Source organism: Halobacterium jilantaiense, from assembly GCF_900110535.1.
In the GTDB taxonomy this organism is placed as follows: domain Archaea; phylum Halobacteriota; class Halobacteria; order Halobacteriales; family Halobacteriaceae; genus Halobacterium; species Halobacterium jilantaiense.
This window is the reverse complement of the sequence record NZ_FOJA01000001.1, coordinates 2,145,662-2,157,945: the sequence shown is the minus strand read 5'-3', so window position 1 is coordinate 2,157,945 and position 12,284 is coordinate 2,145,662. Positions and strand designations below refer to the sequence as shown.

Annotated in this window: 13 protein-coding genes; 5 read left to right on the top strand and 8 right to left on the bottom strand. The window is 68.7% G+C overall.

Going from position 1 to position 12,284, the window contains the following annotated elements:
- Positions 1-15: 15 nt before the first annotated feature.
- The 4 genes from BMW35_RS11105 to BMW35_RS11090 form a co-directional block, all read right to left on the bottom strand.
- Positions 16-891: an EamA family transporter gene (locus BMW35_RS11105; protein WP_089669506.1), complete on the bottom strand. Its 876-nt coding sequence runs from the start codon at positions 889-891 to the stop codon at positions 16-18.
- An 88-nt stretch (positions 892-979) separates the two neighbouring features.
- Entirely contained in the window at positions 980-1,573 is a 594-nt protein-coding gene (locus tag BMW35_RS11100) for a DUF7411 family protein (RefSeq protein ID WP_089669505.1), read from the bottom strand.
- Positions 1,574-1,930 carry a DNA-binding protein gene (locus BMW35_RS11095; RefSeq protein WP_089669504.1) on the bottom strand — a complete coding sequence of 119 codons (357 nt, stop codon included), beginning with the start codon at positions 1,928-1,930 and terminating at the stop codon, positions 1,574-1,576.
- A 105-nt stretch (positions 1,931-2,035) separates the two neighbouring features.
- On the bottom strand, positions 2,036-2,491 hold the full coding sequence (locus tag BMW35_RS11090) for a 30S ribosomal protein S19e (protein ID WP_089669503.1): 456 nt from the start codon (positions 2,489-2,491) through the stop codon (positions 2,036-2,038).
- 172 nt (positions 2,492-2,663) lie between these two features.
- Between BMW35_RS11090 and thiL the strand changes: the two genes are divergently transcribed.
- Positions 2,664-3,524, top strand: a complete 861-nt coding sequence (gene thiL / locus BMW35_RS11085; RefSeq protein WP_089669502.1) for a thiamine-phosphate kinase — start codon at positions 2,664-2,666, stop codon at positions 3,522-3,524.
- Here thiL and BMW35_RS11080 read toward each other — a convergent pair.
- From BMW35_RS11080 to BMW35_RS11070, 3 genes are all read right to left on the bottom strand, one after another.
- A complete protein-coding gene (locus BMW35_RS11080; protein ID WP_089669501.1) occupies positions 3,521-4,627 on the bottom strand; it encodes a site-2 protease family protein in 1,107 nt (368 codons plus the stop codon). The genes thiL and BMW35_RS11080 overlap by 4 nt on opposite strands.
- A gap of 184 nt (positions 4,628-4,811) precedes the next feature.
- Positions 4,812-5,063 (bottom strand): DUF7123 family protein, encoded by a 252-nt coding sequence (locus tag BMW35_RS11075; protein ID WP_089669500.1) that lies wholly within the window; start codon positions 5,061-5,063, stop codon positions 4,812-4,814.
- 300 nt (positions 5,064-5,363) lie between these two features.
- Positions 5,364-5,648, bottom strand: coding sequence for a hypothetical protein (locus BMW35_RS11070; protein WP_089669499.1), 285 nt, complete (start codon positions 5,646-5,648; stop codon positions 5,364-5,366).
- Positions 5,649-5,748: 100 nt separating this feature from the next.
- On the opposite strand from BMW35_RS11070, the gene pyrH reads away from it, so the two are divergent.
- From pyrH to BMW35_RS11055, 3 genes are all read left to right on the top strand, one after another.
- The gene (gene pyrH, locus BMW35_RS11065; RefSeq protein ID WP_089669498.1) at positions 5,749-6,468 is read left to right on the top strand and encodes a UMP kinase; all 720 of its coding nucleotides are present in this window, start codon (positions 5,749-5,751) and stop codon (positions 6,466-6,468) included.
- Positions 6,469-8,112 (top strand): lysine--tRNA ligase, encoded by a 1,644-nt coding sequence (lysS, locus tag BMW35_RS11060; RefSeq protein ID WP_089669497.1) that lies wholly within the window; start codon positions 6,469-6,471, stop codon positions 8,110-8,112.
- Positions 8,113-8,206: 94 nt separating this feature from the next.
- On the top strand, positions 8,207-10,006 hold the full coding sequence (locus tag BMW35_RS11055; protein ID WP_089669496.1) for a site-2 protease family protein: 1,800 nt from the start codon (positions 8,207-8,209) through the stop codon (positions 10,004-10,006).
- Here the strand turns inward: BMW35_RS11055 and BMW35_RS11050 are convergent.
- Positions 10,003-10,521, bottom strand: a complete 519-nt coding sequence (locus BMW35_RS11050) for a PadR family transcriptional regulator (RefSeq protein WP_089669495.1) — start codon at positions 10,519-10,521, stop codon at positions 10,003-10,005. The genes BMW35_RS11055 and BMW35_RS11050 overlap by 4 nt on opposite strands.
- Before the next feature lie 119 nt (positions 10,522-10,640).
- Here BMW35_RS11050 and BMW35_RS11045 point away from each other — a divergent pair, with 119 nt between their 5' ends.
- Positions 10,641-12,134, top strand: a complete 1,494-nt coding sequence (locus BMW35_RS11045) for a heme-binding protein (RefSeq protein ID WP_089669494.1) — start codon at positions 10,641-10,643, stop codon at positions 12,132-12,134.
- Positions 12,135-12,284: the final 150 nt, after the last annotated feature.

Sequence of the window (12,284 nt, the reverse complement as noted above, 5' to 3'; positions counted from 1 at the left end):
CGCTCCGACGGCCGATTAGACCGCTATCATCCCGACGCCGACCACCGCCAGAACAGCGGCGGCGAGGCGGCGGCGGAGACCCGGTTCGCCGAGGAGCAGGCAGCCGAGGAGGACGGCGACGATGGCCTGGCCGTTGACGAGCGTGGAGACGATGCTGGCGGGCGCGGCGGCGAACGCGAGCGCCGTGACGTGCTCCCCGAGTGCGACGCCGGACCCGGCGATTGCGAACAGTGCGAGGTGCGGGCGGACGCCCTCGCTGGGCCAGCGTCGCAGCGCGAGCGGGAGGACCGCGATGGCGACCCCGCCGAGGAACGTCGGCACCCAGAGCCGCGTCGGGAACGTGTAGTCGCCAAGGACGAGCCGGCGGCCGACGTCACTGACGGCGTACAGCATCGCGGACAGCAAAGCGAGCTGGGCGGCCCGCGAGGTCGCGGCGCGCCGGAGCGGCTCGGCGAGGTCGCCGCCCTCGTAGTTCGCGAGGTAGACGGCCGTCGTAGCGACGGCGACCCCGAGGACCGACAGCGGGTCGAGGACGGCACCGAGACCCAAGACCTCGATTGGGAGCACGAACACGGGCACGATTTTCGCGATTGGAGCGACGTAGGAGACGTCGCCGACCGAGAGCGCGTGCACCGACAGCAGGAACCCGGCTCCGCCGAGGAGAATCGTCGCCACCAGCACGCCCGCAGCGGTCGGTTCGAGCGGCGGAAACGACGGAATTCCCCCGTCGCCAGTCGCCGCGGCGACGGGGAGGTACCAGAGGATGGCCGAGACGTTCACGAACAGCGTGAGGACGGCCCCGTGGATACCGGCGAAGTACCGCTTCAGGGCGAACAGGTAGCCGCCCCAGATGCCGGCGGCGGCGAGCGCGTAGGCCAGCCCTGACTGCATCACGTCGAGGGAACCGCGGGCCGGAGAAGAGTGGTTCGATTACGGGAGGCGGTACGCCGACAGCCGAGATGTCGAGCCGGGCGTCCGGTCAGTCCCGGAGGCCGTGGACGTACGTCTGGTCGTGGTCCGGGAACACCTCGCGGATGGCGTCCTCGTCTCGTTCCTCCGCGAGCAGCGCCCGCAGCTCCGCCTCGTAGTCGGCCCGGGGAATCTCCTCGCTCGGCCCGACTTCGACGTCCAGTTCGGCGTCCACGAGGCGGTCGACCGCCCCGCGGCCGAACCCGACGAGCGGCGAGATGTAGTCGACGTCGTGGCGGTCCTCCAGACTCTGGGCCTGCGCCCGCGACACCGTCGGCACGCGGTCGTCCCGCCGGGTGCCGTCAGCGATAGCGTCGAACCCCAGACCCGCGACCGCCTCCAGCGCCTGCTCGTGGACGTGCTGGATGCCGTTCCGCGGGTAGCCGTCGTCCAGCATCAGTTCGACGGCGTCGTCGGCGACCCCGCGGTCGAGTTCCAGTGCGCGGAACTCGAAATCCGTCGCTGCCGCGGCCTCGCGTGCGTGCTCGAACTCGTCGGTGATGCCGAAGTGCGCAGTGACGAGCGTGATGTCGTAGAACCGGTCGAGTACGAGGGCTGCGAGCGTGGAGTCCTTTCCGCCGCTGTAGAGCAGTCCCAGCTCCATCTATCGGCGGTTGATGTTGAAGCTCTGGGAGTCGGGCTTGAGTTCGCGCAGCAGCTCTTTCATCTGGTCCTCGTCGATGCGCTCCTGGAGCCGGCCGGACTGCGCGAGCGCGACGACCTGCTGTTCGACCTTCTCGGCGAACTCCGGCTTGCTCATCCGGATGGTGTTCAGTCGCTTGCGAGCGCCGTCGGTGAGGTTCTGCTTGAGCAGCGCCTGCTTCTGCTGTTCGGCCTGCTGCTGGGCCTGCTGCTGGGCTTCACGCTGGCCGTCGCCGCCGCCCTGCTGTTGCTGCTTGAGCTGTTCTTTCTTCTGCTTGCGGAGCTCTTCCAGTCGTTCGTCGTCCGGGTTCCCACTCATACTGGGAGACAGTTCGCCGCGAATCCCGTTAATTGTTGCGCACCCGGCGGACCAGTGCCGCGGCTCGCGGTCGGAAGAACAGAACCGGGACGGTCCCGTGACGCGTTACGCGTAGCGTTCGAGTTCGGGACGGTCGAGGTCGGCGATGACGTCGGCGGCGGTCTGGTCGAGGAGGCTGCGACCCTCACCGGTGACGACGCGGCCGCGGTCGTTGCGCTGCTCGACGAGACCCTCGTCCTCGAGCTGCTGGAGGATGGTTCGGACGATGTTCCGGGAGCCGGAGGACGTCTTCGACGGCGCGACGACGTAGCGGGTCGAACCGTCGGTCGTGGAGCCGTACGCGGAGGACAGCCGCTTCACACCGATGGGGCCGTCGACGGCAACCTTCCGGAGGAGGCTGGCGGCGCGCGTCGCCCAGAAGTCCTCCTGCTCGGGCGGGAGTTCGCGGCCCGCGCCCGTCTTCGCGTACTCGGCCCAGTCCGGCTCGTCGAGTCGGTCTTCGAGGTCCGCCGCGAGCTCGTCGATGAGCTCGTCCGCGGGAGCGTCGTAGAGAGTTGCCATTGGAGGCACGTCGTCCCTGATTCGTTTAAAGCCATCGTTAGCCTGTCGTGCGGGCCCGTGGGCACGCCTCGTGACCCCGAGCGGCGGTCTCCAGTCCGGCTCGGAGCGAGGGCAATCGGGGCGTCAGAGGGGGTATCCGCGGGCTTTTGAGTGGGGATGGTCAATCCGGCGTATGGACGAGCGCGCGGCCCTGGACCTCGTCGGTGGGCTCGTGTCGGGAGCCGGCGACGACGCGGCCGTCGTCGACGGCACGGCACTCACCATCGACATGCTGCACGAGACGACCGACTTCCCGCCGGGGACAACGCGGTACACGGCCGGCTGGCGGGCGGTCGGCGCGTCGCTGTCGGACGTCGCCGCGACCGGTGCCGACGCCACTGCGGCCGTCGCCGCCTACGCCGCACCCGAGTTCGAGGAGGGCGAGCTCTCGGAGTTCGTCGCGGGCGCGAACGAGGTGTGTGACGCGGTCGGCGCGGCGTACGTCGGCGGCGACCTCGACGGCCACGACGAGTTCACGGTCGCGACGGCGGCCGTCGGAGACGCCGACGGGCAGGTCGGCCGGGACGGCGCACGGCCGGGCGATGCCGTCGTCGTCACGGGCTCTCTGGGGCGGAGCGCGGCGGCCATCGAGTACTTCGAGCGAGGGGACACGCAGCGAGCGAACGCCCTCTTCCAGTTCATGCCGCGCGTGGCCGCCGGTCGCGCGCTCGCCGGGCACGCGACGGCGATGATGGACTCCAGCGACGGGCTGGCTCGGTCGCTCCACCAGCTCTCAGAGGGCAGCGGCTGCGGGTTCGACGTGGACAGCGACCGAATTCCGGTCGCCGACGACCTAGAGGGTCTGGTCGCGGACCCGCTGGACCGGGCGGTGACGTTCGGCGAGGACTTCGAGCTCGTCGCGACGGTCCCCCCGGAGCGCGTCGAGGCGGCCCGTGGTGCGCTGTCTGTGGATCTCTCGGTCGTCGGTGAGGTGACGGAGTCAGGGATTCTGCTGGACGGTGACCCGCTCCCCGACGAGGGCTGGACGCACTAGACAATCTGAATCGGGAGCGGCATGAAGCAGAGCGCGCCGAGGACGAACGTCAGCACGCCCAGCGCCATCCGGCGGCGGTCGAGCGGCCGGTCGTCGACCGGTTCGACGCTCCCGGAAAGCGTGACGACGGACGCGAGGACGCCCCAGAGTAGCCAGATGCCCGCGGCGTTGCCGGCGTCTCTGACGACCCAGAGGTAAGCGCCGAGCCCGAACAGCGCGGTCGGCACGATGGGCGCGATGCGGCCCGCCGTCTCGCCGACCAGCGACCGGAGGATGTGGCCGCCGTCGAGTTGGCCGACCGGCAGGAGGTTCAGGAACGTGACGAACATCCCGATCCAGCCGCCCATCACGACCGGATTGATGGACCGCGTGGGGTCGCTGTACCCGAGCGGTTCGCCGAGGATGGCTGCAATGCCGCGCAACAGCAGCGGGTAGTCGAACTCGATGCGGACGGCCGAGGCCGAAGTGGCGATGTCGGTCGGCACCGACACCGGCGGCAGCGAGAGGCCGATGGCCGAGACGACGACGGCGGCGACCAGCCCGGCGAGCGGGCCGGCGGCACCGATGTCGAAGAGGGCCTTGCGGCTCGGCATCCGGCCGCGCATCCGGATGACAGCACCCATCGTCCCGAACAGCGACGGGAACGGGATGAAGTACGGGAGGCTGGCGTCGACGTCGTGGTACCGGCTCATCGCGTAGTGGCCGAGTTCGTGGACGCCGAGGACGCCCAAGATGGCGAGCGTGAACGGAATTGCCTGCACGATTTCCGGGGAGAACGGGTCGACGTAGTACCAGCTCGCGCCGACGAACAGCGTGGACGCGAGCGTCGCGACGAACAGCGCGACGTTCTTCCAGGGAATGCCGTCACTAGTGGCGTCGATGGGGTCGGCGACGAGCACGAGTTCGCCGGTCCGGCTGGCGAGCTGCACTTCGTAGCCGTGTTCGCGGAACAGCGGCCAGAGCTCCTGTTCGATGGTGCGTCGGTCCGTGCCGGCGCGCCCGAAGTAGAGCACGCGGCCGTCCTGCTGGCGCACCTCGTAGACGTCGAAGAGTGCGCCGAAGGCGGCGGGTGACGGGGCGTCGTCGGGCGGCTGAGCCGACATTGGCAGACGGTAGCGGCCACAGCCGCTTAACGACTATGCCAGCGGTGAGAACGGGGGCTGCACGGCGACCGGACGAACGGGAGTGGCGGAGCGCGGCGTTCGAGGCCGCGTGAGGAGTTTCGGGAACCGGGCGGGAGTGGGACCATACTGGGGTCGTGGCGGGACTAGTCTCGGATTTGTTTGGTCAGGCGGGCTGGACGCGCCACGTGGTGGCGCTCGTGTACGACCACTTCTCGACTTCGAGGTCCGTGGCGGACTTCGAGAGTTTGACCATCAGAGCGCCGATCTCTTTCGGCGAGAGGTCGACGTCGTCGGCGATGAACTTGCTCTTGAAGTAGAGTTCGCCGTCCTCGGCCTTTTCGCGGAGGTAGGACTTCAGGCGCGTTTCCTTGTCCTGCGGTTCGGCCTCGGAGGAGGGCTGTTGGGTTGCGCTCATGGGTGCTGGCCTCGCTCCATCCTACTGGCCCCGAGAGGTTATAAAGGGGTGAACGTTCGGGCAGATTTCCGCCGTTTCACCCGTAAACTGATTCCGTCCGACGTTTCACAACAGTTTCAAAACGCCGCAAAAAGTTTATCGAGACAGCAGGAACTTTCTTTCACACCCCATCTTGTCGCCACCTGAATGCGAGTAGGCAGGGTCGTCACCGTCATCGACGCGTCAGACGCGGCCCAATCTGTTACCAGTTCGTCGTCGAGCGCGGCCAGATAGCTACCACCTGCGAGCGCAGCGAGCGCGTCACTCGGACTCGTTCGCGCTGCGCCGTCGCCACCACTGAACGAACAGCGCGGCACCGCCCAGCAGGAAGCCCACGGCCACGGCGACCAGCACGTCGTCGTACGGAGCCACGAAGAACGCCGACAGCTGTGTGAGCGAGTACGCCAGCCAGAACAGGGCCGCGGAGAAGACCACGAGCGCTCGCACGGGCGGGAGCGACCCCCACCGGTACCGGAAGCCGGCTGCGAAGAGCACGGCGACCCACGCCAGCGTCAGGAGGACCGCGGGGTCGAGGACCGAGACCATACGGGAGCGTCGGCGCGGGTACGCATCGGTGTTTCCCCAGAACTCCACCAGCCACCACTTGGCAACCCTTAAGGACGGCTCCGGGCTATTTCTCCACAGTATGCGAGTCGTGGTTTCTATCGGCGGGAGCGTGCTCGCGCCCGACCTGGCCTCCGAGCGGGTCGACGCGCACGCCGCCGCCATCGACACGCTGACCGACGCCGGCTGCGAGATCGGCGCTGTGGTCGGCGGCGGGGGAGTGGCACGAGACTACATCGGCACCGCCCGCGAACTGGGTGCCAACGAGATCGAACTCGACGACATCGGCATCGACGTCACGCGGCTGAACGCCCGCCTGCTCATCGCGGCGCTCGGCGGCGCGGCCGCCCCGAGTCCCGCGATGAACTACGAGGAGGCCGGCGAGGCAATGCGGCGCGGCGATGTCGCCGTGATGGGCGGCGTGGTCGCGGGGCAGACGACCGACGCCGTGAGCGCGGCGCTCGCCGAGTACACGGACGCGGACCTGCTGCTGTACGCGACGAGCGTGCCGGGCGTGTTCTCCGCGGACCCGAACGAGGACGACGACGCCGAGCACTTCGCAGAGATGAACGCGGGCGAACTCGTCGACATCATCGCGGACATCGAGATGAACGCCGGGTCGTCCGCGCCGGTCGACCTGCTCGCGGCGAAGCTCATCGAGCGGTCGGGCGTCCGCACCATCGTCCTCGACGGCACCGACCCCGAGCGCATCGTCGACGCCGTGCTGTACGGCGAACACGACGGGACGGACATCGTCCCGGACGGCACAGACGACCAGATGACGTACTGGGTCGACGAGTAGATGCACCCCGACGACGACCCCTACGCCGACGACGACAGCGGCCGCGTGTTCTGGGCTGACGCCGCCGCCGACCGCGTCCTCGCCCGCGACCCCGAGGAGCCAATCGTCGTGAAGGGCGGCATTTCGCCCTCCGGCGTCCCGCACCTCGGGAACATGAACGAAATCGTGCGGGGGTACTTCGTCGCCGAAGCCCTCCGAGAGCGCGGCCACGAGGTCCGCCAGGTGTTCACGAGCGACGACCGCGACCCGCTGCGGGGGCTGCCCCGGAAACTCGCCGACCTCGACGGCGAGGTCGTGGACCTCGGTGACGTGAACGCCGGCGCGCTCGGGCAGAACCTCGGCGCGCCCTACACGGCGATTCCGGACCCGTTCGGGTGCTGTGACTCCTACGGCGCGCACTTCTCGAATCTCATCCAGTCGTCCGCGGACCTGCTGGGTGTCGACGTGGAGATGGTCTCGAACACCGAGACCTACGAGGACGGCGACTTCGAGGCCGTCACCCGGTTCCTCCTCGAACACGTCGACGAGGCCCGCGACGTGCTCGCCGAGTACCAGGACAAGGTCGACGAGGACTACGTCCCGTTCAATCCTGTCTGCGAGGAGTGCGGGAAGGTCACGGAGACGGTCACCGGCTTCGATGCCGAGGCTGGCACCGTCGACTACGTCTGCACGGACATGGACGCCGGCGACCAGACCATCGAGGGCTGCGGTCACGAGGGCACCGCGACGCTCCGCGGGGGAAAGCTCCCGTGGCGCTTCGAGTGGCCCGCGCAGTGGCGGGTCCTCGGCGTCGACTTCGAGCCGTTCGGGAAAGACCACGCCGAGGGCTCGTGGCCGTCGGGCGCGGACGTCGCGCGGAACGTCCTCGGCGACGAGCCGCCCGTCCCGATGGCCTACGAGTGGTTCACGCTCGACGGCGAGCCGTTCAGCTCCTCTGCGGGCCACGTCGTCCTCGTTCAGGACGTCCTCGAACTGCTGGAGCCCGCGGTCGTGCGGCTGTTCTTCAGCAAGGACCCGCGGCGCTCGCGGGACTTCGCGATCGAACACCTCGACCAGCTCGTCGACGAGTTCGACCGCATGGAGCGCGTCTACTTCGACGAGGTCGACGCCGACGAGGACGAGCGCGAGCGCGCAGAGCGCGTCTACCCGTTCCTCGTGGACGAAATCGACCCCGACCGTGTGCGCATCCCGTACACGTTCGCGGCCGTCCTCGGGATGACCGACGACCCCGACCTGCGCGAGGAGATCGCGCGCCGCGAGGGCCACATCCCCGAGGACGCCGACGAGGCGACCGTCGAGGCCGCGCTCTCGCGGGTCCGGCTCGCCCGCGAGTGGGCGCGCCGCACGGACAACGAGTTCAACTACGACCTCAAGCGCACGGAGATTCCGGCCCACGACTTCGACGACGCCACCGCGGCCGCCCTCGACGACCTCGCGGACTACCTCGAAGCGGAGGACCCCGACGCCGAGGCGCTGCAGGGCGAGGTCTACGAGTCCGCGAAGCGCCACGACGTCGACATCGGCGCGTTCTTCTCGGCCGGCTACCGGCTGTTCTTCGACGAGAGCCAGGGCCCGAAGCTCGGACCGTTCCTCGCGAAGCTCGACCGCCAGTTCGTGCTCGACCGACTGCGCCGCGAGGCGTAGCGGTCGACGGCTCTCAGTTCCACGGCGGGGCTCGCCGCCGCCTGTGTCTCGTCCCCGAACCCCTTTTGTCGCGGGAACCCCGACTGTGCTAGCAATGGAAACCTGGCAGCTCCTGTTGGTCGCCCTGGCCGTCTACTGGGTCGGGGTGTCGTGGGCGCGCAGTCGCGGCCTGCTGCCGTCGTTCGTCCACACGAGCGGGCCCATCACGACGCTGCACACGAGACGCGGGAAGCAGTTCCTCGACTGGGCGGCGTCCCCGAAGCGGCTGTGGCGCGCGTGGGGGAACTTCGGGCTCGGGCTCGCGACCGTCGTCCTCGTCGGCGTGCTGTTCACGCTCGTGTTGACCGCCGTCACCACGCTCGCGAATCCCCCGGAACCGTCGTCTATCACGCAGCCACAGAACGCGCTCGTCATCCCGGGCGTCAACGACTTTCTGCCGCTGTCGGTCGCACCCGAAATCGTGACCGGCCTGTTCGTCGGCATGGTCGTCCACGAGTTCGGCCACGGCCTGATGTGCCGCGTCGAAGACATCGACGTGGAGTCGATGGGGCTGGCGCTGCTCGCGGTGCTGCCGGTCGGCGCGTTCGTCGAACCCGAGCGCGAGAGCCAGGAGGCCGCCGACCGTGGGTCGAAAGCCCGCATGTTCGCGGCGGGCGTCACGAACAACTTCCTCGTCGTCGTCGTCACGCTGGCGCTCCTGTTCGGGCCCGTCGCGGGTGCCATCGCGGTCGCCGACGGCGGCCTCGTCGGCGACGTCTACGACGGTTCGGCGGCCGCCGAGGACGGCATCTCCGGCGGCGACCGCATCACGCACGTCGCCGGCGAGCCGGTCGCAAACAACACCGAGTTCGAGGCCGCGCTCCGCGACCACGAGGAGGCGTCGGTGTCGGTGACGCTCGCCGGCGGCGAGTCGGTGACCGTCGACAGGCGACTGCACGTGGTCGCGAACGCCACGAACTCGCCGCTCGCCATCGAGGACGGTGACACAGTCACAGCCGTGAACGGCACGAGTGTCGCAACCGAAACCGGGCTGTACGAGGCAGTCGCGGACCGCGAGATTGCCACGTTCGAACTCGCGGACGGCTCGACGACGACCGGCCCCGCCGGCGCGCTGCTGACGGTCGCACCGGACGCACCCGCAGCCGAGGCCGGGATGCCCGCCGAGGAGGACGCCGTCGTCGTCTCCGTCGCGGGTGAGCGCGTCACCACCCGCGAAACGCTCAGCGACGTTCTCGACGCGCGCGACCCCGGCGACACCGTCGAGGTGGCGGCGTACGTCGACGGCAGCCGAGAGACCTACACAGTCGAGCTGGGCGAACAGCGAGACGGCTCCAGCTACCTCGGCGTCGTCATCTCGCCGGGAGTCAGCGGCATCGCGACCTCGGACTTCGGCGCGTCGCTGTACCCCGCCGAGACCTTCCAGGCGCTGGTCTCCGGGGACATCTCCGGGTCGGCGTACCTGAACGCGCTGTTCGGCGGTGACAGCGGCCCCGTCACGGGCTTTCTGCAGGCCATCGTCGGCGCACTCTACCTGCCGTTCATCGGCCTCATCGACCCGACGCTGGCCTTCAACTTCCCCGGGTTCGCCGGCACGAACGCCGCCTTCTACGACGTGACGGGTGTGCTCGGCGTGCTGCCGGACTGGGTGACGTTCGTCGGGGCGAACCTCCTGCTGTGGACGGGGTGGGTGAACCTCAACCTCGGGCTGTTCAACTGCATCCCGGCGTTCCCGCTGGACGGCGGCCACCTGCTCCGGAGCGGCGTGGAGGCGGTGACGTCGCGGCTCCCCTCCGACAACCGCGAGGCGCTCACCCGGGCTGTCACGACGAGCATCGGGCTGTTGATGCTCGCGAGCCTCCTGCTGATGCTGTTCGGGCCCGAGCTGCTGTCCTAGTCGAGGCCCATCCGTTCGACGAACTCCTCGGGGGTGTCCTCGATGCGCTCGAAGTCAGAGAAGTAGTGTTCGTGGTGCCGAACCACCTGTTCGACAATCCACGCCGAGAAGTCCTCGTCGAAACGCCACCCCTCGCCGACGGCCGGGTTCTCGACCTCGAAGCGCTCGTCGGTCCCGAGGACGGCGAACATGTGGTAGAAGCCGAGGATGACGTCGAAGAGGTCTTCGCCCGTCTCTCCGACTTCCTCGCGTTTCTGGTCGAGTTCCTCCCGGCCGGCGTCGGTGAGTTCGAAGTACTTCCGGTCGGGTTCGTCTTCGACCTCCAGGCGTTCGGCGTACCCCTCCTCCTCGAACTTGTAGAGGATGGGGTAGACCGAGCCGTAGGAGGGCTCCCAGTGCCCACCGGACAGCGACTCGATCTCCTTGAGAATCTCGTAGCCGTACCGGGGCTGTTCGGCCAGTAGCTCCAGGACCAGGTACGAGACTAGGCCCTTCGGCGGACCGCTCTTTCGCATCTGCCCCCACGTTCCGGAGGTCACGGGGAAAGGGTTTCGGTCGGGGTACCCCGGACTGTCCGGCCCGGGCTCGCGCCGGTTTGGGAAAACCCTTCTACGCGGCCGCCCAACCTCGCGACATGGCAGACGCTCCACCGACTGACGAGGGCTGGTTCGTGCTCCACGACTTCCACACCGTGGACTGGGACGCGTGGCGGGACGCGCCCGAGCGCGACCGAGAGGCCGCGCTCAACGACGCCGAGGCGTTCCTCGAACACCGGGAGTCGCTCGCTCGCGCCGACGAGGGCGACTCCGCCGTGTTCTCCATCACCGGCCACAAGGCCGACCTCATGTTCGTGCACTTCCGGGAGACGCTGGACGAACTCGACCGCATCGAGCGGTCGTTCGAGCAGACGGCGCTGGCGGAGTACACCGAGCAGTCCCACTCGTACGTCTCCGTCGTGGAGATTTCGGGCTACACCGTCCCCGAGTACTTCGAGGACCCCGACTCCGTGGACGCCGGCGTCAAGCAGTACCTGGAAGGGAAGCTCACGCCGGAGATTCCGGACGACACGTACGTCTCCTTCTACCCGATGAGCAAGCGCCGGCAGCCCGAGCAGAACTGGTACGACCTCCCGCTGGAGGAGCGCGCCGAGATGATGGAGGTCCACGGGGACCTCGGGAAGGAGTACGCCGGAAAGGTCAGCCAGGTCATCGCGTCCTCCGTCGGCCTCGACGACATGGAGTGGGGCGTGACGCTGTTCGCGGACGACCTCACGGACATCAAGGACATCGTCTACGAGATGCGCTTCGACGAGGTGTCCGCGAAGTACGGCGCGTTCGGCGACTTCTTCGTCGGCCGCCGGTTCCCGCCGAGCGACCTCCCGGCGTTCATGGCCGGCGAGGAAGTCCCCGCCCCCGAGGACACCGGCCACCACCACGGCGAGGGCGGGCACGCCCACGGAGAGGGTGACGCCCACCACGGCGACAGCGACGGGCACCACGACGGTGACACCGAGGACACACACCACGGGACCGGCGACGAGGCCGACGACGGCATCCGCGGCGAACTCGAAGACCAGGACATCTACGCCGGCCAGCCCCACGGCGAGGACGTCTACGCCACCGTCCTCTACTCGGAGGCCGACGCCGACGAGCTCTTCGAGGAGGTCGACGGGCTGCGCGGGAACTTCGAACACTACGACACCCACGTGAAGACCGCCGTCTACGACGGCCACGAGGCCGACCGGCGCGCCGTCGTCTCCATCTGGGACACCGCCAGCGCCGCCGACACGGCCGCCGGCTTCCTCTCCGAACTCCCCGAGGTCGTCGAGCGCGCCGGTGAAGAGTCCGGGTTCGGCACGATGGGGATGTTCTACGAGACCAAGCCCGAACACACCGACGACTTCGTCGAGAAGTTCGACACCGTCGGCGAGGTCCTCGCAGGCATGGACGGCCACTTCGACACCGACCTGATGGTGAACGTCGAGAACGAGGACGACATGTTCATCGCCAGCCAGTGGCGCTCCCAGGAGGACGCCATGGCGTTCTTCCGCAGCGACGACTTCAGCGACACCGTCGACTGGGGCCGCGACGTGCTCGCGGACCGCCCGCGCCACGTCTTCCTCGCGTAGGACCTTTTTACTGCGGGGGGTTTCCTCGTTCGCGCTGTGCGCTCACTGCGGGAACCCCCGCTTGCAAAAAGCTACGCTAAAAACTCCCCGCGCTCACTCCGTTCGCGCGGCAAAACCCTCGCTACGCTCGGGTATGCTCGACAACAGTGG